Origin of the sequence: Thermanaeromonas toyohensis ToBE (genome assembly GCF_900176005.1) — a bacterium.
GTDB lineage: Bacteria > Bacillota > DSM-521 > Neomoorellales > Neomoorellaceae > Thermanaeromonas > Thermanaeromonas toyohensis.
Genome location: NZ_LT838272.1, coordinates 765,616 through 787,251 on the forward strand (window position 1 = coordinate 765,616; position 21,636 = coordinate 787,251).

General features: G+C 49.5%; 20 protein-coding genes. 18 read left to right on the plus strand and 2 right to left on the minus strand.

Annotated features, from left to right (window positions below; all coding sequences use genetic code 11):
- The first annotated feature begins 10 nt into the window (after positions 1–10).
- From B9A14_RS03700 to rpsT, 10 genes are all read left to right on the plus strand, one after another.
- Positions 11–1,267, plus strand: a complete 1,257-nt coding sequence (locus B9A14_RS03700; protein WP_084664126.1) for a glutamate-5-semialdehyde dehydrogenase — start codon at positions 11–13, stop codon at positions 1,265–1,267.
- A gap of 40 nt (positions 1,268–1,307) precedes the next feature.
- A complete protein-coding gene (nadD, locus tag B9A14_RS03705; RefSeq protein WP_084664128.1) occupies positions 1,308–1,934 on the plus strand; it encodes a nicotinate-nucleotide adenylyltransferase in 627 nt (208 codons plus the stop codon).
- Positions 1,931–2,500 carry a bis(5'-nucleosyl)-tetraphosphatase (symmetrical) YqeK gene (gene yqeK / locus B9A14_RS03710; RefSeq protein ID WP_084664130.1) on the plus strand — a complete coding sequence of 190 codons (570 nt, stop codon included), beginning with the start codon at positions 1,931–1,933 and terminating at the stop codon, positions 2,498–2,500. Before nadD ends, yqeK begins: the two co-directional genes overlap by 4 nt.
- A 51-nt stretch (positions 2,501–2,551) precedes the next feature.
- Entirely contained in the window at positions 2,552–2,902 is a 351-nt protein-coding gene (gene rsfS / locus B9A14_RS03715; protein ID WP_084664132.1) for a ribosome silencing factor, read from the plus strand.
- Between the two features lie 30 nt (positions 2,903–2,932).
- Entirely contained in the window at positions 2,933–5,428 is a 2,496-nt protein-coding gene (gene leuS, locus B9A14_RS03720; protein WP_084664134.1) for a leucine--tRNA ligase, read from the plus strand.
- Positions 5,429–5,442: 14 nt separating this feature from the next.
- Positions 5,443–5,754 carry an MTH1187 family thiamine-binding protein gene (locus B9A14_RS03725; RefSeq protein WP_084664136.1) on the plus strand — a complete coding sequence of 104 codons (312 nt, stop codon included), beginning with the start codon at positions 5,443–5,445 and terminating at the stop codon, positions 5,752–5,754.
- 114 nt (positions 5,755–5,868) lie between these two features.
- Positions 5,869–6,888, plus strand: a complete 1,020-nt coding sequence (locus tag B9A14_RS03730; RefSeq protein ID WP_084664138.1) for a DUF1646 family protein — start codon at positions 5,869–5,871, stop codon at positions 6,886–6,888.
- Between the two features lie 25 nt (positions 6,889–6,913).
- Positions 6,914–7,555, plus strand: a complete 642-nt coding sequence (locus tag B9A14_RS03735) for a ComEA family DNA-binding protein (RefSeq protein WP_084664140.1) — start codon at positions 6,914–6,916, stop codon at positions 7,553–7,555.
- Between the two features lie 68 nt (positions 7,556–7,623).
- Positions 7,624–8,409, plus strand: a complete 786-nt coding sequence (locus tag B9A14_RS03740) for an undecaprenyl-diphosphate phosphatase (RefSeq protein WP_084664142.1) — start codon at positions 7,624–7,626, stop codon at positions 8,407–8,409.
- Positions 8,410–8,568: 159 nt separating this feature from the next.
- Complete coding sequence (gene rpsT, locus B9A14_RS03745) at positions 8,569–8,838, plus strand: 30S ribosomal protein S20 (protein WP_084664144.1); 270 nt, start codon at positions 8,569–8,571, stop codon at positions 8,836–8,838.
- On the opposite strand, the gene holA is transcribed toward rpsT, so the two are convergent.
- Positions 8,816–9,796: a DNA polymerase III subunit delta gene (holA, locus tag B9A14_RS03750; RefSeq protein ID WP_084664146.1), complete on the minus strand. Its 981-nt coding sequence runs from the start codon at positions 9,794–9,796 to the stop codon at positions 8,816–8,818. The two genes, rpsT and holA, sit on opposite strands and share 23 nt — an antisense overlap.
- Before the next feature lie 147 nt (positions 9,797–9,943).
- Between holA and B9A14_RS03755 the strand changes: the two genes are divergently transcribed.
- Entirely contained in the window at positions 9,944–12,421 is a 2,478-nt protein-coding gene (locus B9A14_RS03755; protein ID WP_084664148.1) for a DNA internalization-related competence protein ComEC/Rec2, read from the plus strand.
- On the opposite strand, the gene spoIIP is transcribed toward B9A14_RS03755, so the two are convergent.
- A complete protein-coding gene (gene spoIIP / locus B9A14_RS03760; protein ID WP_172839022.1) occupies positions 12,360–13,343 on the minus strand; it encodes a stage II sporulation protein P in 984 nt (327 codons plus the stop codon). The two genes, B9A14_RS03755 and spoIIP, sit on opposite strands and share 62 nt — an antisense overlap.
- Before the next feature lie 133 nt (positions 13,344–13,476).
- Between spoIIP and larB the strand changes: the two genes are divergently transcribed.
- From larB to dnaK, 7 genes are all read left to right on the plus strand, one after another.
- Complete coding sequence (gene larB, locus B9A14_RS03765) at positions 13,477–14,229, plus strand: nickel pincer cofactor biosynthesis protein LarB (RefSeq protein ID WP_084664152.1); 753 nt, start codon at positions 13,477–13,479, stop codon at positions 14,227–14,229.
- A 65-nt stretch (positions 14,230–14,294) separates the two neighbouring features.
- Positions 14,295–14,633: a phage holin family protein gene (locus B9A14_RS03770; protein ID WP_084664154.1), complete on the plus strand. Its 339-nt coding sequence runs from the start codon at positions 14,295–14,297 to the stop codon at positions 14,631–14,633.
- A 125-nt stretch (positions 14,634–14,758) separates the two neighbouring features.
- The gene (gene lepA / locus B9A14_RS03775; protein WP_084664156.1) at positions 14,759–16,558 is read left to right on the plus strand and encodes a translation elongation factor 4; all 1,800 of its coding nucleotides are present in this window, start codon (positions 14,759–14,761) and stop codon (positions 16,556–16,558) included.
- A 1-nt stretch (position 16,559) separates the two neighbouring features.
- Positions 16,560–17,687 carry a radical SAM family heme chaperone HemW gene (gene hemW, locus B9A14_RS03780; protein ID WP_084664158.1) on the plus strand — a complete coding sequence of 376 codons (1,128 nt, stop codon included), beginning with the start codon at positions 16,560–16,562 and terminating at the stop codon, positions 17,685–17,687.
- A gap of 104 nt (positions 17,688–17,791) precedes the next feature.
- Entirely contained in the window at positions 17,792–18,826 is a 1,035-nt protein-coding gene (gene hrcA, locus B9A14_RS03785; protein ID WP_084664160.1) for a heat-inducible transcriptional repressor HrcA, read from the plus strand.
- An 84-nt stretch (positions 18,827–18,910) separates the two neighbouring features.
- Entirely contained in the window at positions 18,911–19,729 is an 819-nt protein-coding gene (gene grpE / locus B9A14_RS03790; protein WP_172839023.1) for a nucleotide exchange factor GrpE, read from the plus strand.
- 48 nt (positions 19,730–19,777) lie between these two features.
- Complete coding sequence (dnaK, locus tag B9A14_RS03795; RefSeq protein WP_084664164.1) at positions 19,778–21,631, plus strand: molecular chaperone DnaK; 1,854 nt, start codon at positions 19,778–19,780, stop codon at positions 21,629–21,631.
- Positions 21,632–21,636 lie beyond the last annotated feature (5 nt).

The following is a 21,636-nucleotide window of genomic DNA, read 5'->3' on the forward strand; positions in this document are numbered from 1 at the left end:
GTGAACAAGAATGGGTGTGCGGGAGGAAGTTATAGCCCTAGCCCAGCGAGCTAAAGTAGCGGCGGTGCAGCTAGCAACCCTCAGCACGGAAGTAAAAAACAAAGCCCTTCAGGCCATGGCCCAGGCCTTGAGGGAAAAGGCGCCTGAAATCCTGGAAGCTAATGCTAAAGATATGGAAGCTGGACAGGCCCAGGGTCTGTCCCGTGCTTTGCTGGACCGCTTGCTCCTTAATGAAAAGCGCATTGAGGAGATGGCCCAGGGCTTGGAAGCCTTGGTTAGCCTTCCCGACCCTGTAGGGGAAATAACTTCCATGTGGACGCGGCCCAATGGCCTTAAAATTGGGCGTATGCGGGTACCCCTAGGAGTGATAGGTATAATTTATGAAGCCCGGCCCAATGTCACGGTGGATGCAGCTGGGTTATGTTTAAAAACAGGAAATGCTGTCATCCTGCGGGGCGGTTCAGAAGCCATTAATTCTAACCGGGCTATCACCAGGATCATAAGTGCGGCTGCTGCGGCTAGTGGTATACCAGAAGGAGCTATCCAGCTAGTGGATACTACCGACCGTGAAGCTGTACATGTAATGCTGCGGCTTAACGAATACATCGATGTTCTCATACCCAGGGGAGGCGCAGGCCTTATCCGGACAGTGGTGGAAAACGCCACCGTCCCCGTTATTGAGACGGGAGTAGGGAACTGCCACGTTTATGTAGATGCTGAAGCCGATCTGGAGATGGCTGAGAAGATCGTTATAAATGCCAAGACCCAGCGGCCAGGCGTTTGCAATGCCATGGAAACCTTGCTTGTGCATAAGGATATTGCTCCAGCTTTTCTACCTGTGATAGCGGAAAAGTTGCGGGACCTGGGGGTGGAGCTCCGGGGCTGCGAGTATACCCGTGCTTTAGTACCCTTTGCTAAAGAGGCTACAGAAGAGGATTGGGCCACAGAGTATTTAGATCTCATCTTGGCGGTTAAAGTAGTGAACGATCTTGAGGAAGCTATAGAGCATATAGGTAAATATGGTACCAAACACTCGGAAGCCATCGTCACCAATAACTATTTAAAAGCCTGGGAGTTCCTGCAGCGGGTGGATGCGGCGGCAGTATATGTTAATGCTTCCACACGCTTTACTGATGGCTTCCAGTATGGTTTTGGCGCCGAAATTGGTATTAGCACCCAGAAACTTCATGCCAGGGGGCCCATGGGTCCCGAACAGTTGACAACTTTTAAGTATATTGTCTTCGGCAGTGGACAGATCCGGCAATAATTGCTAAAATACTCTTGAACTAAAGGCCCCGGAGGATAATATGGCCTTAGCTGATACCTTTAAACGCGTCGGTTTGATGGGGGGCACCTTCGACCCCATTCACTATGGCCACTTAGTTACTGCCGAGGCTGCTCGCTGCGAGTTTAACTTGGACAAAGTTATCTTTATTCCTTCGGGGCAGCCGCCCCATAAGAAGGATTATGAGGTTACGTCAGCCGAGCACCGTTACCGCATGACTGTGCTGGCCACCGCTAGCAATCCGTACTTTGAGGTTTCGCGGATAGAAATAGATCGCCCAGGTCTTTCCTATACCGTGGATACGGTAAGCGAATACCGCAGGCTATGGGGGCCTGAGCCAGAAATTTACTTTATAACGGGGGCTGATGCTATCCTGGAGATTCTCCACTGGAAGGATGTAGATATACTTTTAACCAGGTGCCATTTTATAGCAGCTACCCGGCCTGGTTTTCCCTTGGCTAGGCTGGAAGAAGTTAAACCTCGTCTGCCCCAGGACGCGGAACAGCGTATTCATCTTTTAGAGGTACCAGCTTTGGCTATTTCTTCCACAGACATTCGGCGGCGTGTGAGGGAGGGTAAGAGTATCAAATACCTTTTGCCCGAACCTGTAGAAGAGTATATAAGGGAGCAAGGGCTATATCGAGAATGAAGGAAACGCATTATGATAAACTCTTAGCTCAGAAGCTATCCCCTGCACGCTACCGTCATAGCCAGGGGGTAGCTTCTTACGCTGCGGAGTTGGCCCTCAAGTACAGGGCAGAAATAGGAAAGGCTAGACTCGCTGGGTTGTTACATGATTATGCCCGGGACCTGCCGGATGAAGAGATATTAGCCTTAGCCGAAAAAGCTGGTCTGATAACCTGCGAAGTAGAGAGAAAATTACCTATACTATTACACGGGCCGGTGGGAGCTTACCTTATACGGAGGGAGCTGGGCCTAGATGACGAGGAGATCTTGCAGGCCATCAGCCGTCATACTGTAGGCTCGGCAGATATGACCCTCCTAGATAAAATAATCTACCTGGCGGATGCTTTAGAACCTGGTCGACATTATCCGGGGGTGGAGTTTCTTCGTAGCTTGGTGGAGGAGGATCTGGATAAAGCCTTACTAAAAGCCCTGGAGAGCAGCATAACTTATGTCCTTAAAAAAGGCCAACTATTACACCCGGCTACAGTGGAGGCCAGGAATTACCTGTTGTTAAAGGGGAATAGTTAAATTCCAGGAAGGTATGTGGGGTAATCTTAATTTTAAGGGGGTTTTGCTTGCTTGGTAGATGCTTTGCGGGTGGCCCAGGTAGCCGCTCGGGCCGCTCGTGATAAAAAGGGGCAACAAGTTGTTATATTAGACATACGCAAGATTTCACTAATAGCTGACTACTTCGTTATAACCCATGGTACCTCCATCCCCCAGGTGCAGGCTATTGCCCGAGAAGTGGAGGAGAAGGTCACGGCCTTGGGAGAAAGGCTTTTGCGGAGGGAGGGTTTTGATTCTGCCCGGTGGATCCTCCTCGATTTTGGGGCCGTGGTAGTCCATGTGTTTATGGAGGAAGAGCGCAAGTTTTATGATCTGGAACGCCTGTGGGGGGATGCCGAGGTGATAGAAGATAATGGTTTTTAAAGGGTAGCTGGAAGGGAGTGAAAAAGAATCTTGGAGGCTAGATATAACTTTAAAGAGATAGAGCCCAAATGGCAGCGTCGGTGGGAGGCTAACGAACTTTACAAAGTACGGGAGGATGACCCGCGTCCTAAGTTTTATTGCCTGGAGATGTTTCCCTATCCTTCAGGCAACCTCCACATGGGACATGTGCGTAACTATACCATTGGAGACGTGGTAGCCCGCTTCAAGCGTATGCGTGGGTTTAATGTCCTGCACCCTATGGGCTGGGATGCCTTCGGCCTGCCAGCAGAAAATGCTGCCATCAAGCACGGGATACATCCGGCGGAGTGGACTTGGAAGAACATTGCCAACATGCGCCGGCAGCTAAAGTCTATGGGTATAAGTTATGACTGGGACCGGGAGATTGCCACCTGCCATCCCAGCTATTACAGATGGACCCAGTGGCTGTTCCTCCAAATGTATAAACATGGATTGGCCTACCGCAAAAAGGCTGCCGTGAACTGGTGCCCTTCTTGTGCCACAGTGCTGGCCAATGAGCAGGTAGTAGGAGGGGCTTGTGAACGCTGTGGTACCCCTGTAACTCGCCGGGACTTGGAGCAGTGGTTCTTCCGTATTACAAAGTACGCGGACCGTTTACTAGAGGATTTAAAGAAGCTCCCTGGTTGGCCGGAAAAGGTCAAGGTGATGCAAGAAAACTGGATCGGTAAGAGCTTCGGTGCCGAGGTGGTCTTTCGCTTGGAGGGGAGCGAGGAGGAGATTCCTGTTTTTACTACCCGTCCCGATACCCTTTTCGGGGTAACTTATATGGTGTTAGCTCCGGAGCATCCCCTAGTGGAAAAGCTTACGCGCGGTACGCCCTATGAAGAGGAAGTGCATAGGTTTGTAGAGGCTGCCCGCCATTTAAGCACCTTGGACCGTACTGCCACAGAGAAAGAAAAGGAAGGCATGTTCATTGGCGCTTATGCTGTAAATCCCGTCAATGGGGAAAAGATCCCTGTCTGGATCGCCAACTATGTGCTCATGGAATACGGTACGGGGGCAGTCATGGGTGTACCAGCCCACGACCAGCGGGACTTCGAGTTCGCCCGGAAATATGGGTTACCTATAAAGGTGGTTATCCAGCCTCCCGACCAAGAACTGAATCCCTCCACTATGGAGCAGGCCTATGTAGATCCGGGTATAATGGTGGATTCCGGCCCCTTTACTGGATTGCCCAGCGAAGAGGGTAAAGACAAGGTAATAGCTTACCTGGAAGAAAGAGGGTTGGGAAGACGGAAAGTTAATTATAAGCTACGGGATTGGCTCATTTCCCGACAGCGGTACTGGGGGGCTCCCATCCCCATAATCTACTGCGACCGTTGCGGTATTGTACCTGTGCCAGAAGAGGATTTGCCGGTTATCCTGCCGGAGGGGGTAGAGTTTAAACCTACAGGAGAATCTCCTCTTAAGGAATGCCCGGAGTTTGTGAATACTACTTGCCCAGCCTGCGGGTCGCCGGCCCGGCGAGAGACGGACACCATGGATACCTTTGTCTGTTCTTCCTGGTACTTCCTGCGTTATACCAGCCCCCATAGCCAGGAAGTACCTTTCGAGCGGGAAAAGGTAGATTACTGGATGAACGTAGATCAATATATCGGGGGCGTGGAGCATGCCATCCTCCATCTCATGTATGCCCGTTTCTTTACTAAAGCCCTGTACGATTTCGGATTGGTGGGGGTGGAGGAACCCTTTAAGAATCTACTTACCCAAGGTATGGTTCTTAAAGATGGGGGTAAGATGTCCAAATCCAAGGGAAATGTTGTAAGCCCGGAGGAGATCATCGACCGCTATGGCGCAGATACTGCCCGCCTCTTTATCTTATTTGCTGCTCCTCCAGAACGGGATCTGGAGTGGAGCGACCAGGGGGTAGAAGGTTGCTATCGTTTTTTAAACCGTGTCTGGAGGTTGGTCTATAATTATAGCAGCAGAGTACGGGGGATAGAGGAGAATAAAGGCATTAGACTCCTGAAAAAAGCTGACAAGGAGCTGTACCGCTTGCTCCATGCTACCATCAAAAAAGTAACGGAGGATATAGAGGAACGTTTTAACTTTAATACGGCCATAAGCGCCATCATGGAGCTGGTCAATGGGCTCTACGATTACCAGGAGCAGGTTGTTCCTGAGGAGCAAAATTTACTTTTAGTAAAAGAAGCTTTGAGCAAATTAATCGTCCTTCTGGCGCCCTTTGCGCCCCATATAGCGGAGGAGCTCTGGCAGGGGATAGGTAAAGAGAAAAGCGTCCATTTGGAGAGTTGGCCGGAGTATGACCCCGAGGCTCTTGTGGCCGATGAGGTTACGGTGGTGGTCCAGATCAACGGTAAGGTCCGCGACCGTATTCAGGTACCGGCTGGTCTAAAGGAGGAGGAGCTCCGGGAAGTTGTCCTTTCCCGGGAGAAGGTGGCTAATTGGTTAAAAGGGCAGCAGCTACTTAAAGTTATTGTGGTACCGGATAAACTGGTTAATCTGGTGGTGCGTAAAGCTGGCTAAGGGGGGAAGAAATTATGCCGGTGGCCCAGATAACAGTTATTCCCTTAGGGGGTCCAGGCTCACCCAGTATAAGCTCTTATGTAGCGGAGCTGCAGCGGCTTCTAGGAGAGACACCGGGGATCAAGTTCCAGCTTACGCCCATGGCTACAGTAGTGGAAGGGGACCTGGATATCCTTTTCCAGGTTTTCCGGCGGATGCACGAGCTCCCCTTTAAGAAAGGCGCCTTAAGGGTGATAACTTCCATTAGCATAGACGATCGGAAGGATAAGGAGCTTACCATGGAAGGCAAGCTAGAATCCGTGCGAAAGAAGCTTAAGGAAGGGTAAAGGCCAAGCAGGAATTTGACTTACATGTGTTGTATACAATTAACCTGTGTGTTTTTACGTATTTTTACGGTGCCACCTTTGCTGCCCAACTTTCTAGTCAAAGGGGATGGCCCATTGATCTTAGGGCTGATTATTATCCTCATTCTAGTATTAACTTTACCTTTCTTAGTTAAGCCTGTAGAGCATAACTTAGAGCCCTTCCTCTTTTTTATGGGTTTGCTGGCCACCATAGTCGCCGGCGTGTTAAGGAAGGAGCTGGTGGTAGAGATTTTAGAGAACCACCTGCTTTATATGATCACGCTAGCAGTGCTGCTAGCCGGCATCCTCTTTAAGATACTCCAGAAGAGGGTTAAGGGCGCTATCAATGGGATATTAAAGTTCCTCCCCTTAAAAGTGTTTTTGGCATTGATTATAATCCTTTTAGGCCTTCTTAGTAGTATTATTACGGCCATCATCGCTTCCCTAGTATTGGTGGAAATCATAAACAACCTGCCCCTGGACCGACGTAATAAGATACGGTTAGATATTATAGCTTGCTTCTCCATAGGCTTGGGGGCGGCCCTGACCCCCATTGGTGAACCCCTTTCCACCATTGCTACTTCCAAACTGGATGTCGACTTTTGGTACCTTATGCGGGAAATAGGGGATCTTATTATTCCAGGTATCGTAGCCTTGGGCCTCCTAGAGACTTACCTCCTCCGCACCCAGGGGAGGAGTGAAACACTGGTGGCTGAACAGGAGGAAGAGACCTACGCTGGAGTAATTATAAGGGCCCTAAAGGTTTTTCTATTCGTTCTGGCTTTAGAATTGCTGGGCGCTGGGTTTAAGCCGGTTATTGACACTTATATTATTCCCCTGGACAGCCGCCTCTTGTACTGGATAAATATCATTTCCGCCATCCTGGATAATGCTACCTTGGCGGCTGCCGAGATAAGCCCCAAGATGACCTCTACCCAGATCGAGGCTATCCTTATGGGCCTGCTTATAAGTGGAGGTATGCTCATCCCTGGTAATATTCCTAATATAGTGTCTGCGGGTAGGTTGAAGATTACTAGCAGGGAGTGGGCAGCCCTGGGCGTACCTCTGGGGCTTATAATCCTAACTATTTACTATTTGATTATATTTGTGTTATAGCGTTACCACCTCTGGGGTGAAAAAAATGTGGGAGTGGGATAGCCGGGCGCGTTGGGTACTAATCCTTATCATCGCGGCCCTCCTGTTTGGCGCTGGGGTACAATATGGGAAGTGGAGGCAGGCTGGGGAAATGGCTGGGCCTGCTGTGGAACGAGGGGTAGTAGGTTCGCCAGCTTTAAAGGATAGGCCACGCGAGGGAGAGGATAGGCAGCCTCCTGTTTCAAAAGGGGAGGAGTTCATTAAGATCCACGTAGCGGGAGCCGTAGAACGGCCGGGGGTATACCAGTTGCCTACAGGTGCCCGAGTAAATGAAGCCCTGAAACTGGCAGGGCTTCTTCCTGAAGCAGATCCCCATGCCCTTAATTTAGCCGCACCTTTAGCCGACGGTCAGCAAATTATTGTACCGCGGATGGGTGAGGAAGGTAAGGTTATTCCTTCCGGACCTGTTGGTTCAGGGAGCAGTAAACTGCAAGGGAAGGTAAATATAAACACTGCTGGCCTAGAAGAGCTGGATAGCCTTCCGGGGTTAGGGCCCAGCCTGGCCCAAAGGATCATCGAATACCGCCAACAGCATGGCCCCTTCCAGAACATCGAAGACCTGCAGAACGTGCCTGGTATCGGGGCCAAACGCTGGGAGAATCTTAAGGATTTAATTACTGTGCGTTAAGTAGGCTAGTTAAGCAAGTAGAAGAGCTTATTTTAGTAAAATATTAAGGCGAAGGAAGGTTCGATTAGATGACTGTATTTCAAGCCTTAGTCCTGGGAGCTATCCAGGGGATAGCTGAATTTTTGCCCATCTCCAGTTCGGCCCATCTTATCTTGACCCGCTTTTTTTTCGGTTGGCCAGACCCGGGTTTGGCCTTCGATGTGGCCCTTCATGTAGGGACTTTGGTTGGTGTGGTAACCTACTTTTGGTCTGAATTGACTAGCCTACTTTTGGCTGGCTTTACCCAGCCCCGCAGCCAGGAAGGGCGCCTCTTCTGGTATATTATTGCGGCGTCCATACCTGGTGGGTTATTTGGGGTAACTTTGGAGGAACAGGCCCAGACTGTCTTTAGAACGCCTGCTTTAATTGCCGCTACCCTTACACTGATGGGTATCGGCCTCTGGGCTTCCGACCGATGGGGGCGTAAAAAGAGGGGGCTTAAAGAGATAAATATATGGGATACCTTTCTAGTAGGTTTTTCCCAGGCTTTGGCCATCATACCTGGGGTATCCCGTTCAGGTATAACTATGACTGCCGGTTTGTTAGGGGGATTAACCAGGGAAGCTGCGGCCCGTTTCTCTTTTTTGCTTTCAGTTCCCATCATAGCTGGTGCCGCCTTCTGGGAATTACGCCATATATCATGGCGACATATAGATCTTGCCTTTGCTGGAGGCGTCTTCACTTCGGCCCTTCTAGGATTTTTGGCCATCAAGTTTCTCCTTAGGTACTTACGCCGGGGTAGTTTCGGGGTTTTCGCCTGGTACCGTCTCCTTTTAGCTGGCATCATACTTTTAGTACTAGCCTGGAGAAAGTAAAGAAAATTACCTTTAAGGCAAACCTAAGTCCTGCCTGCGGGGGAAACTTTCGCGAGCGAAAGCCAAGAGGTTTCTGTTTAAAAGTGGGGTGTTTTTAGCTAATTTAAGTTGCACAGGGATTCCTTGCTGTGATAAAATACCACGGGAGGTGAGGGATAGGTGGCCCATACTAAATCGGCCAAAAAACGGATAAAGATCATTGAGAAACGTACTTTGCGGAATAAGGCCATTAAATCCAGGGTTAAGAACGCCATCAAGAAGTTTGAGAAGGCGTTGGCAGGCGGAGCCTTGGAAGAAGCCAAGGAGAACTTGCGGCAAGCACTGCGTATTATAGATAAGGCAGTTACCAAAGGAGTGTTACACCGCAATACTGCGGCTAGGAAAAAATCGCGGCTGCAGCAGCGCTTTAACCGGGCCGTGGCCGGGTAAGGGTCCATATAAGTTGTTCTAAAATCAGGCGAGGCTCGGTTGCTCCTGTTTTTAAAGCCACGTCTGCTTTAAGGATTTTCTCCAGGGCTGAAGCGGCAGAAGCTAGGGAATACTTCTGGGCAAGGCGGGCTATCTTTTTAGCCGCCCAAGGATGGAGACCCAGGACTTCCGTTAAAGGAGAATGTAGCCCATGTATATGGGCTAAAAGTATAAGACGAAACTGGCGGGCTATCATGCCCAGGATGGCCAAGGGAGCTTCGCCGGAAGCTAGGAGCCTTCGACATAGGTCTATAGCTGTTGAACGATCTCCTTCTGTCAAGGCGTCCAGGAGCTGGAAGATAGCCTTAGAGTTTAAAGAGGTAGGGATCAAGGCTTCCACATCACGTAGGGTAATAGGGGTTCCAGGCGGGAGGTATAGATCTAGTTTTGCTAGTTCCTTTAGCCCCTGCTCGAGGCCTATAACAGTTTCGGCTAGAGCTTGAGCCGCCTCTTCTTCCATAGCACGGCCCTGTTTTCGGGCTTCTTCCTTAAACCACTGGGCCAGATCGGTTGGTGGTAGACCCTTTAATTCCACTATCCGCCCTGCTTGTTGAACAGCTTTCACGAGCTTTTTTCTTTTATCTATCTCTTCCCCGGCTATAAGTACTAGGCAGGTGGTGGGGCAATATGGGGATAGGGCGGCGAGCAGGGCTTCTTCATTTAAAGGCGCATCCTTAACCACGATCAGGCGCCTGATAGATAGTACCGGCGGTGTTCGCGTGGCAGATAAGAGGCTTTCGTGAGTTACTTCTTCCCCTTCAAACTCCTGATAATCAAAAAGCTCGGCTCCCGGGCCGAGCAATTTATTTTTTAGGGCTTCAACCGCCCGGGCTATAAGATATTTTTCCTGGCCGTAAAAGAGGTAAACCGGAGCTACAAAACCGGTGGCCAGCTCTTTTTGGAATTCTTGCCAGGTCATTCTAAACTCCCCAGTTTCTAGTATAGAGGTATTAAACGCCTTACCATTATTATAGCAATTATAAAGCGGACTTTCGCGAACGCAATACAAGCTACCCAGCTTAAAAAATGGGGAACATATCAGCAGGAACCTAAGCTTAAGCGGAGTATGATCTATTTTCTAATGGGACAATATTTTATCATTACCGGGACCCTCGCCTTTATAATTGGACTTTGGCTAGCCCGCTGGGTAGTCCTCCCTGTGATCCCGGCCTTAATTATAGCTTTGGGAGCATTGGTTCTATTATCCTTTTTTAACCTGCGGCCCCGTACTAGGATGGTTGTTTTTCTCCTCGCCCTTTTAAGCGGCGGTTATGCTAAAGCTAACTGGGATTATACTTACCGTTCTACCCAACTCGCGAGCAAATTAAATACCTTTCTCGAACTTCGGGGTGTAGTGATGGAGGAGCCTAAAATATACCCCCGCCGGGTGGTTTACCTTTTGGAAGCCTGGGAAATAAAACAGAAGGATGACCAACGGAAAGTAAAGGAAAAGGTGGAAGTCGTCCAGTATTTTCAGAGGGGGAAAGCCCCACCTTGCTATAGGTATGGTGATGTTTTAAAGGTACAGGGTCGCTTGGAACTTCCTACTACTGCCCGCAATCCAGGAGAATTTGATTACCGGGCTTACCTAGCCCGCCGTTACATATATACCCAAGTGATTGTGGATAATCCCAATAATATAACCAAAATAGGAGAAGTTAGTGGCTACCCCTGGTGGCGTCTTGCTTTAAAGGCGAAGGAACGGGCCCGGACAGCTATAACTTCGGCCCTTCCTCCCCGCTTTAGCGGTCTTCTCCTAGCCCTCCTCTTCGGAGATAAAGAAAAATTGGAACAGGGAGATGTAGATGTTTTTAAAACTTTAGGGGTAATGCATGTCTTCGCTGTCTCCGGCCTCCATGTAGGCTTTGTGCTGCTTTTTCTCATGGGCTTGGCAGGGTTTATGGGATTACACTTGGGAACGGCAGTAACGATAAGCATAGCTGGCCTTCTTTTTTATGCAGCACTAGCCGGCTTTAGTCCCTCTATCACCCGAGCAGTAATCATGGGAAATCTGGGGTTATACGCTTACTTAAAACGTCAAAAGTTTTACTTTTACACTTCCCTCTCTTTAGCGGCTTTCCTTATCCTACTTTTTCAGCCACGCTCCTTATACGATACTGGCTTTCAACTATCCTTTCTGGCCACGTGGGGTCTTGTTTACTTTTATCCCTTAGGCGATGGTTTACTAGGCTGGCTACCTTCCTGGCGGCGCTACTTGATAGTACCCTTGGCTGCCCAGATCGCTGTACTGCCTTTGACCGCTTATTATTTTAACCTTCTCCCTCTTTTGAGCTTACCAGCTAACTTAATAACGGTAGCTTTAACTGGAGTGGTTACCCTTTTGGGTCTGGCTAGTTTCCTCGCCGCTCAAGTTTCCTTAGTGGCTGGTCAAGCCTTGGCTGCCACCACCGAACCTTTGCTAGCCTTACTTCTATATGTACTTTATAAGCTAGGCTCCTTGCCTGGCGCTGCCCTCCCGGTCCCTACTCCCTCCTTAGCCTGGATAGTTGGCTACTATACGGTCTTGATCTTGCTACGGGAAATTTATGTAAGGTGGGAACACCCGCGCCTCCTATGGTGGCGCACGCGCTATTTAAAGGCTAAGGCCTTGCCCAAGATCATCGGGTTTCTAGTTTTGATAACGGGTAGTATTTTTTTCTTTTGGAGTCCCTCCCAAGATCGAGAGCTCCAGGTTACCTTCCTTGATGTAGGCCAGGGCGACGCCATATATATCCGCACACCAGCTGGTAAGCATGTGCTCATAGATGGAGGGGGTCGACCAGAGGAGGATATGGGTAAAGAAGTAGGAGAAAAGGTAGTGATCCCCTTTTTGCGGCACCAGGGTATAAGGAAGCTAGATGTTATAATTAGTACCCATCCTGATGCTGATCACATGGGAGGGTTACTAGCGGTGGTGAATAAGATACCTGTTTCCTTAGTGGTAGTACCACCCTTAAAGGGAAAGTTTCTATACGAATATGCGCCCTTGTTAGAAAGATTACGAGCTAACAATATTCCTTGGTCTGAGGCGGTCCGCGGGGACAGGCTTCGCCTTGATGATTCTGTAGAGGTTATTTTTTTTAATCCTGCAGGTGTTATACCAGAAACCAGATCCTCAGATAATAATTATTCTTTAGTTACCCGTTTTCAATATGGCCATATCGGATTTTTGTTCAGCGGGGATATAGAGGCTGAGGCCATGGAGGATATACTAAAGAGTGGGTTAGACATGGCCAGCACAGTTTTTCAGGTTCCCCATCACGGGAGTCGCTTCGGGTTACATGAAAAGTTTTTGGAGGAAGTAGGGCCCGCCCTGGTGGTCATCTCTGTGGGAGTGAAGAATAGCTTTGGTCATCCAAGCCACGAGAGCATTGACTACTGGCAATCCAAGGGAATACCTATTTTGCGTACTGATCAGCAGGGTGCTATTACCTTTTTTAGCAACGGATGGGAACTTAAGATTAAAACCCGAGGCCAGGATCTTAAGATTCCGGCTGTTTTAAAGGGTTCTCGTGTTTTAAGTCCTGAAGGACCTCGGCTATGACACGAGCCAAGAGCTTAGCTGATCTTTCCGCTTGATCTAAAGTATTATTGCTGCTTCCTATTTCTAAAAGAAGGGCCCGGGGATGGAGGTGCTGGTTATATCGACCTTGCTGTACACGGATACCTCGGGATAGCCCAGGATAGAGTTTGTCCATTTTGGCGGCTAATTTTTGGGCAAAGACTTCGTTTTGGCGCCAGTTAGGATGTTCCAGCCGGGCGTTGCTACCTACGATGATCAATATTTGAGCTACTTCTTGATTATTGATATAAGCCACCGGTGGCTGTTTAAGGCCAGCATCCCGGTGGATATCTAGCACAATTTGAATGGAAGGATTTTCGGCTAACATCCGGCGGACCGTTTTTTCCGAATTAGCGTAGGAAAGGGTAAAATCAGGATAATCGTGGATGGTTTCTGAGCGTACTACGGGAATGCCATAATCCTGCGTTAGGGTTTCGGCCAGGACAGCCGCCACCTGGACCACACCACCGTTTTGACCAGGAAGCTTTTCAGCTCCCTGGCTGGGTGCGTAGGATTCTGCGTTATGGGTGTTATAAATAGCTACGAGGGGGTGCTTGCGGCCCTCTTCTAGCTGAGTAATATCTATGGGTGGAGGAGGCGGGGGACTTTCCAGTATGCCCGGGGAAGGATACTCTTCTTCCTCGGCAGTTAACATCTTGACTAGGCCCGGGGCTAGGGCTTGAAGGTAAAAAGGCCATAAATTCCCTTCCTCAGGACGAGGAGGTTGGGAAGCCCTCAGCACAAGGGTGGGTAGACCGGCGTAGAGAACCCTTTCCCAAAAAGAAGAAGGTAGGGAGAAGGAAAAGGTGGCTAAGGTTTGTGGGATCTTAAGAAGATTTAAGGAGCGCGCCCCAAGTATAACCAATAAAAAAACAACTAAAATCCGAAAGAGATTTCTTTTCAAGGGCTTATCCCCCCTCGCTACACCCATTTTATTCCTCCCCCATCCTTTTTAGACCAGGTTGGATGACAAGGAATTAAAGCTTGGAAGGGAAAATATAGTGTTGAAGCCTAAGATTTTTAAGGAGGGAGTTTCTTTGACAGAAAATAAGCTTAAAGAACTCCTTGAAGGTGTATACGCAAGGAAGATAAGTCCTGAGGAGGCTCTAAACCAGATAAAAAAGTTAAGTTATGAAGAATTAGGATTCGCCAAGATCGACCATCACCGGGCCTTGCGCCAGGGTTTTCCTGAGGTTATTTTTGGGCCTGGAAAAACCAAGGATCAAATTTTAACTATATGTCGTCGGCTTTATGCAGCAGGGAGTACAGTATTAGTAACCAGAACCACGGAAGAGGTTTTCCAGGCCATCTGCGCTGAACTACCTTCGGCTCAGTTTAACCCCTTGGCCCGAACTATAGTCATACCTGCCGGAGAGATTCCTCCTACAGGAGGTAAAGTGACTGTTTTAAGCGCGGGTACAGCGGATCTGCCAGTAGCTGAAGAGGCAGCAGTTACGGCAGAAGTCATGGGTAACGAGGTGGAAAGAATTTATGATGTAGGAGTAGCAGGTCTCCACCGGTTGCTGGACCAGATGGATAAAGTGCGGGAAGCCGACGTGATTATCGTAGTGGCGGGGATGGAGGGAGCCCTAGCTAGTGTGGTGGCGGGTATGGTTTCCCAGCCGGTCATTGCGGTACCTACGAGCGTGGGATACGGGGCTAGCTTCGGGGGGTTAGCTGCCCTTTTAACCATGCTTAACAGTTGCGCTATAGGTGTGGGTGTAGTCAATATTGATAACGGCTTTGGTGCGGCAGCCTTGGCTACGGCTATTACCCGGCGGAAAAGGTAAGGAATAGTATAATCCACCTCCTTTTGGGTAAAGCTATGGGAGGAATGGGAAAGGAGGTGGAGTAAATGCAAAACTGGCTAGGGACAGTGGTCAGGTTTATTGTATCGGCTCTGGTATTAATGCTAGTCGCTTACTTGCTGCCGGGTATCAGGGTAGCAGGCTTTACCGGGGCTCTTGTGGCAGCAGTGGTCATAGCTGTTCTAGGTTGGGTAATAGAAACCCTTTTGGGCAAGCGCATTTCACCCCACGCACGCGGTATTGTAGGTTTTTTAGTGGCAGCGGTAGTAATTTATCTAGCTCAATTTCTTATCCCTAGATTTTTACAAGTAAATGTTTTGGGAGCCCTGCTCGCTGCTCTGGTGATCGGTGTTATTGATGCCTTCGTACCCACAGAGCTGCGTTAAAGGTTAAAGGGCTGGGATGTACCAGCAGGAACTATTGACGCAGGTTGCTAAAGATGTACCGGTGGGCCCGGCTTTAAGCCGGGCCTGCTTTTTGCTATAATCAGGGCCAGGAGGTCCAGGTTAACTTGACCAGGCAAGAGCGTATCCGGAATTTTTGTATTATAGCCCATATAGATCATGGTAAATCTACCTTAGCTGATCGTTTGCTAGAGTATACTGGTGCCCTCAGCCCTCGCGAAATGGTAGACCAGGTGTTGGATACCATGGAGCTGGAACGCGAGAGGGGTATCACTATTAAACTTCAGGCTGTGCGGTTAACTTACCGGGCTCGCGACGGCCAGGAGTATATCCTTAATCTCATCGACACTCCTGGACATGTGGATTTCACGTATGAAGTATCCCGTAGTTTGGCTGCCTGCGAAGGGGCCCTATTGGTGGTGGATGCTACCCAGGGAGTAGAAGCTCAAACCTTGGCTAACTTATACCTAGCCTTAGAGCATAACTTAGAGATTATACCTATTATCAATAAAATCGATCTTCCCAATGCAGAGCCCGAGCGGGTGCGCCGCGAGCTAGAGGAGATCTTAGGCTTGGATGGAAGCCAGGCTATACTGGCCTCAGCCAAGACAGGATACGGGACAGAAGAGATCTTAGAAGCCATTGTCCAGCGGATCCCCCCACCCCAAGGGGACTCACACGCACCCCTACAGGCCCTCATTTTCGATTCCCATTTCGATTCTTACCGCGGAGCTATTCCTTACGTGCGGGTTGCCAATGGTCGTTTGACCAAGGGGATGGTCATCCGCATGATGTCCACAGGTAAGGAATTTGAGGTTACTGAAGTAGGGGTGTTTACTCCCTGGCCGCGGCCGGTGGAAGTTTTGGAAGCTGGAGAGGTGGGGTACCTGGCGGCCAGCATCAAAAACGTGCGGGATACCCGGGTTGGGGATACAATAACCTCGGCGGAAAGGCCGGCCGTTCATCCTCTGCCTGGGTACCGGCGCGTAACCCCTATGGTTTACTGCGGGCTTTACCCGGTGGATTCGGAGAAATATGACGACCTCAAGGAAGCCCTGGAAAAACTCCAGCTTAATGACGCTGCCCTAGTCTTCGAACCGGAGACTTCAGCAGCCCTTGGTTTTGGTTTCCGCTGTGGTTTTCTAGGCCTTTTACACATGGAGATCGTCCAAGAACGGTTGGAGAGGGAATATGGCTTGGAACTTATTACCACGGCACCTAGCGTAGTCTACCGGGTTACCCGGACTAATGGGGAGATTCTCCATATAGACAACCCCACTCGCCTTCCACCGCCGGGAAGTATAACTACCATAGAAGAACCTTATGTTAAGGCTACCCTGATGCTTCCGGCAGAATACATGGGCCCGGTTATGGAGCTCTGCCAGGAGAGGCGTGGTGAGTTTGTGTCCATGGACTATCTTTCGGAAAAAAGGGTGGTACTGACTTATGAGCTACCCTTGGCGGAAATTATATATGATTTCTTTGACCAGCTTAAGTCCAGGACCCGAGGGTACGCCTCCCTAGATTATGAACTCATAGGTTACCGGGCTTCCGATTTAGTAAAGCTAGATATTTTAATCAACAATGAAGTAGTAGATGCCCTGTCAGTGATCGTCCATCGGGACCGGGCCTACCAGCGAGGTAGAGCCCTGGTCGAACGATTAAAGGAGCTTATTCCCCGGCAGCTCTTCGATGTGCCTATACAGGCCGCTATCGGGAGCCGGGTTATCGCCCGGGAGACCATCCGGGCCTTACGCAAGAACGTCCTGGCCAAGTGCTATGGCGGTGACGTTACCCGGAAGCGTAAACTTCTAGAAAAGCAAAAAGAAGGGAAGAAGAGGCTTAAAAGACTAGGGAAGGTAGAAATCCCCCAGGAAGCTTTTATGGCTGTTCTAAGGATAGATTAAGATGCACCTTTATATTCATATCCCTTTTTGTCTTAAGAAGTGCAACTATTGTGATTTTATATCCTACGCCGGGATTCCTCCCAGGGAGGTGCGCCGGTACTTGGCCGCCTTGGCCAAGGAAAGTGAGCTGGTAGCCGCCCGTTTCCGGCCGGGAAAGATTTCCACCCTTTACTTGGGCGGAGGGACTCCCACTTATCTTTCTGGGGAGGAGCTGTTTGGTATAATTCAGGGGATCAGGAATATTTTTGGTATGGAGGAAGAAGCTGAGATTACTGTGGAAGCTAATCCTGGTACCCTAACCCCTAAGAAACTTGAGCTTCTACGGTTGGCCGGTGTTAATCGTTTATCCCTGGGGGCGCAAAGCTTTGATGATGGGTTGCTTAAGGTAATGGGGAGGGTTCACCGGGTCGAAGATATCTACCAGGCTTTCCGTTGGGCCCGGGAGGCCGGTTTTAACAATATCGGTCTAGACTTAATTTACGGGTTACCTGGCCAAACCCTCTCCCAGTGGGAAGATACCCTCGACCGGGCTTTAGAGCTTTATCCCGAGCACCTTTCTACTTACGCCCTGGAGCTATCTTTAGATTCTCCTTGGGGACGAAAGCAAAAGCTGGGTGAATTGCTTCTGCCCAGGGAGGAAGAAGTTCTATCTATGTATGAGCTGGCTCGCCAGAAACTTAAGGAAGCGGGCTTCGAGCACTACGAGATCTCCAACTTCGCCCGGGCGGGCTTCCAGTGCCGCCATAATTTAAGTTATTGGGAGAATAGGGATTACTTGGGGTTAGGTGCAGCTGCCGCTTCCCATTGGAAGGGTAGGAGATGGCAAAATAAAGCTATATTAGAAGATTACTGCCGAACTCTAGAAGAGGGTAGGCTTTCAGTGGCCGAAGAAGAAGAACTAGACCAGCGGCGTAGCATGGAGGAGACCCTTTTCTTGGGATTGCGCCTACGTAAGGGGGTAAGCCTTAAAGAATTTAAAGCCCGGTTTGGTGAGGAACTCCTGACTATGTACGGAGCAGAAATAGAGCGCCTTGTTAGCTTAGGCCTAGTAGAGATCAAGGGGGAACGTTTGGTGATAACGGAAAAAGGTTTACCCTTAGCCAATGAGGTCTTCCTGGCTTTCGTATGACCTCCTGAATTTGCTTGACAAATCAAAGTACCGATGCTATGTTGTTAATGAAAGTTTAGCACTCTATAATTTAGAGTGCTAAGTTAAAGATAAGGTGAGGCCATATGCGGGTGGAGGGACGGAAGAGAAAAATTTTGGAAGCCATAATATTGGATTATATCGCCACCGGCGAACCGGTGGGATCGCGTACCATTGCCCGGCGTTATAATTTGGGGGTAAGTCCGGCCACCATCCGCAACGAAATGGCCGATCTGGAGGAGCTTGGCTTACTTGAGCAGCCCCATACTTCGGCTGGCCGAGTTCCTTCTGACCTGGGCTATCGGTATTATGTAGATTGCCTTATGGAGCGGCACGAGCTTTCCCAGGCCGAAAAGGATTACATTCGTAGCCGGTTTGAGCAAAAACTAGGGGAAATTGAACAGGTGCTGGCCGAGGCTACCCGCCTCCTGGCCGAGATGACTAATCTTGCTGCTGTAGGCTTAGGACCTTATCAGGGCCGGGCTTATATTAGGCAGGTCCAGCTTTTCCACATCTCCTATGGCCGGGCCCTGCTGGTGGTAGTTACTAGCAACGGTTTGGTAGAACACCATTTCTTCACCGTACCCCGGGGGGTTAGCCAGTTTGAGTTAGAGCGCCTTTCTCGCTTTTTAAATAAGCGCCTTCAGGGTATAATGCTGGAAGACCTTAGGACTGGTGTGTTGAATGATATTTATCGGGATTTAGTAGCCGAGCACCGTGAGCTTTGTTCCTTGTTGATAGAGCTCCTGGAAAGGTTGAGCAAGCTAGAAAAGGAAGAGAGAATTTTCCTGGAGGGCACCCTTAACCTCTTCGAGCAACCTGAATTTAGGGATATCAACAAGGTAAAAGGGTTGCTATCCATCTTAGGGCAGGCTGAGACCTTACGGGAACTTTTTGCCCAGGGGCCACCAGCTGGTCTGACCATTAAGATCGGCCGGGAAAACAAATATCAAGGCGTAAGTAATTGTAGTGTCTTGACCGTTACCTATGAAATAAATGGCGAGGTTATTGGGAATGTGGGGGTTTTAGGGCCCACCCGTATGGATTACTCCCGCACAATTTCTGTTTTAGAGTACGTGGCCCAAAATCTATCGCGGGCCTTAGAAAAACTTTGTGGATAGGTTAGGGAAAGTATAGAGGGACCCAAAGGCCGGTGCATATGGCGCTGGCCTTTTTTCCGGAAGGAAATGGAGGAAAGGTCTGATATGGTTCAGGAAGAGCCTAAAATTAAAACCCAAGAAGCGCAAGGAGTAAAATTAGAACCAGAAGGGAGAGAAGTAGAGCAGCCCAATGGAGGAACAGGGGAGGCTTCTAATAAAGGGGGAGCACCAGAGCCGGAAAAAGCAACTGCAGAAGCTGCTAAAGAGGAAGTAGAGGCAGCGGAAGAAGGCGAAGTTGAGGAGGAAAGGGATACCAGGGAGGCGGAGATAGCTTCCTTAAAAGAGCAAGTAGAATCCTTGCGCTCCCAGCTCATACGCTTGCATGCTGACTTTGATAACTACCGCAAGCGTGTCCGTCGGGAACAGCAAGAGATAAAGGAAACAGCAGCGGCTAGCCTTATTAAAGAATTGTTGCCAGTGCTAGATAACCTGGAGTTGGCTTTAACAGCAGCTAAGGCAGAGGGGAAAAATGAAGCGTTGGTATCCGGTATAGAAATGGTTTGGCGCCAGCTTCTTAATGTTTTAAGCCGGGAGGGACTTACTCCCATAGAAGCAGTGGGTCGACCTTTTGATCCTTTCCATCACGAGGCGGTAGCCACGGAAGAAGCTTCGGAAGCTAGCCAGTATAATATGATAACTGCAGAGCTTCGTAAGGGTTATCTTTTGCGGGGGCGGCTTTTACGGCCTGCTTTAGTAAAGGTGGCTGTACCCCCTGCTCCTCCGCCAGCAACTGCTTCTAAACCAGAACAGAAGAGGGAAGAAGAAACTAAGCAAACAGAATCCGAAGAAGTAAAACCAGAAGAAACAAAAGTTCGAGAAGAACTTGGAAACCAATCGTGCGACCAAGAAACTAAAGAAAACTAGCTTTAACAAATTCCTTACCAAAGCCTTACCAGGAGGTGCTTCTTAAGTATGGCTAAGAAAGGCAAAGTTCTGGGTATCGATTTGGGAACTACTAACTCCTGTATGGCTATAATGGAAGGCGGTGAAGCAGTCGTAATACCCAACGCCGAAGGCGGTAGAACCACACCTTCGGTAGTAGCCTTTACTAAAGATGGTGAACGCCTGGTAGGTCTAGCCGCTAAGCGCCAGGCCATTACCAACCCCGAGCGTACTATTCTTTCTATTAAACGGCACATGGGAACGAATTATAAGGTAAGGATAGATGATAAAGAATACACTCCCCAGGAGATCTCGGCTATGATCCTTCAGAAGCTTAAGGCGGATGCCGAGGCTTATCTGGGCGAGAAGATTACCCAGGCTGTCATCACGGTTCCGGCTTACTTTACCGATAGCCAGCGGCAGGCCACCAGGGATGCTGGCCGTATAGCTGGGCTCGAGGTGTTGCGCATCATCAACGAACCCACAGCCGCATCTTTAGCTTACGGCCTGGACAAGGGCGAGAATCAAACTATTCTGGTGTACGATCTGGGCGGCGGTACCTTCGATGTATCTATTTTAGAGCTAGGTGATGGCGTCTTTGAAGTTAAAGCTACCAGCGGTAACAATCGCCTAGGTGGCGACGACTTTGATGAGAGGATAATGAATTGGCTTATCGATATTTGCCGGCGCGAATACGGCGTGGATCTCCGGCAAGATCGTATGGCCATGCAGCGACTAAAGGAAGCGGCTGAAAGGGCTAAGATCGAGCTTTCCAGCGTTACCAGTACCAATATCAATCTTCCCTTTATCGCAGTCACTTCTAGCGGCCCAGTACACTTGGATGTCACTTTGACTCGGGCCAAATTTGAAGAACTTATCGCTGACCTGGTAGAAAAAACGGTGGAGCCTATACGGCAAGCTATGGCCGATGCAGGGCTCAAACCCGAAGATATAGATAAAGTCCTGCTCGTAGGCGGTTCTACCCGGGTACCTTTGGTACAAGAGACAGTACGCAGGGTACTGGGTAAAGAACCCCATAAGGGTATTAACCCGGATGAATGCGTGGCTATGGGAGCTGCCATCCAGGGTGCCGTGCTGGCTGGAGAAGTTAAAGATATTCTGTTGTTAGATGTAACGCCATTATCCTTGGGCGTAGAGACCATGGGTGGTGTGTTCACCAAGATTATTGAGCGGAACACCACTATCCCTACGTCCAAGAGCCAGATCTTTACTACTGCGGCTGATAACCAAACTACAGTGGAGATTCACGTCCTCCAGGGCGAGCGTCCCATGGCGGCGGATAACAAGAGTTTGGGCCGCTTCCAGCTTACCGGTATCCCGCCTGCGCCGCGGGGAGTACCTCAGATCGAGGTCAAATTCGACATCGACGCCAACGGCATTGTACATGTGTCAGCTAAGGACCTGGCTACTGGGAAACAGCAGGCCATTACCATTAAATCTTCTAGTGGTCTGACGGAAGAAGAGATCCAGCGCATGATCAAGGAAGCTGAAATGTACGCTGAGGCTGATCGGCGGCGTAAGGAGGAAGCGGAAACCCGGAACCAGGCGGATTCTCTCATTTACCAAGCTGAGCGTACCCTTAAAGAGTTCAAAGAAAAAGCCGATAAGAGCGATGTAGACCGGATCGAGCAGGCTAAGAAGGATCTGCAGGATGCCTTGGCTGGTAAGGATGTAGCTAAGATCAAGGAAAAGATGGAGGCTCTCTCCCAGGCTATCTTCGCCCTGACCACCAAAGTATACCAGCAAGCAGGTCAGCAAGCGGGCGGCCAAGCCTGGCAGGCCACAGGTACTGAAGGGCCCTCTTCAGGTCGCGATAACGTAGTAGATGCTGAGTATAAAGTTATGGATGACGATAAGAAATAAAATAC

Coding starts and splice junctions, on each gene's coding strand:
- B9A14_RS03700 (WP_084664126.1), top strand. CDS start 11: ATGGGTGTGCGGGAGGAAGTTATAGCCCTAGCCCAGCGAGCTAAAGTA.
- nadD (WP_084664128.1), top strand. CDS start 1,308: ATGGCCTTAGCTGATACCTTTAAACGCGTCGGTTTGATGGGGGGCACC.
- yqeK (WP_084664130.1), top strand. CDS start 1,931: ATGAAGGAAACGCATTATGATAAACTCTTAGCTCAGAAGCTATCCCCT.
- B9A14_RS03725 (WP_084664136.1), top strand. CDS start 5,443: ATGCCGGTGGCCCAGATAACAGTTATTCCCTTAGGGGGTCCAGGCTCA.
- B9A14_RS03735 (WP_084664140.1), top strand. CDS start 6,914: ATGTGGGAGTGGGATAGCCGGGCGCGTTGGGTACTAATCCTTATCATC.
- B9A14_RS03740 (WP_084664142.1), top strand. CDS start 7,624: ATGACTGTATTTCAAGCCTTAGTCCTGGGAGCTATCCAGGGGATAGCT.
- holA (WP_084664146.1), bottom strand. CDS start 9,796: ATGACCTGGCAAGAATTCCAAAAAGAGCTGGCCACCGGTTTTGTAGCT.
- B9A14_RS03755 (WP_084664148.1), top strand. CDS start 9,944: ATGATCTATTTTCTAATGGGACAATATTTTATCATTACCGGGACCCTC.
- B9A14_RS03770 (WP_084664154.1), top strand. CDS start 14,295: ATGCAAAACTGGCTAGGGACAGTGGTCAGGTTTATTGTATCGGCTCTG.
- hemW (WP_084664158.1), top strand. CDS start 16,560: ATGCACCTTTATATTCATATCCCTTTTTGTCTTAAGAAGTGCAACTAT.
- hrcA (WP_084664160.1), top strand. CDS start 17,792: ATGCGGGTGGAGGGACGGAAGAGAAAAATTTTGGAAGCCATAATATTG.
- grpE (WP_172839023.1), top strand. CDS start 18,911: ATGGTTCAGGAAGAGCCTAAAATTAAAACCCAAGAAGCGCAAGGAGTA.
- dnaK (WP_084664164.1), top strand. CDS start 19,778: ATGGCTAAGAAAGGCAAAGTTCTGGGTATCGATTTGGGAACTACTAAC.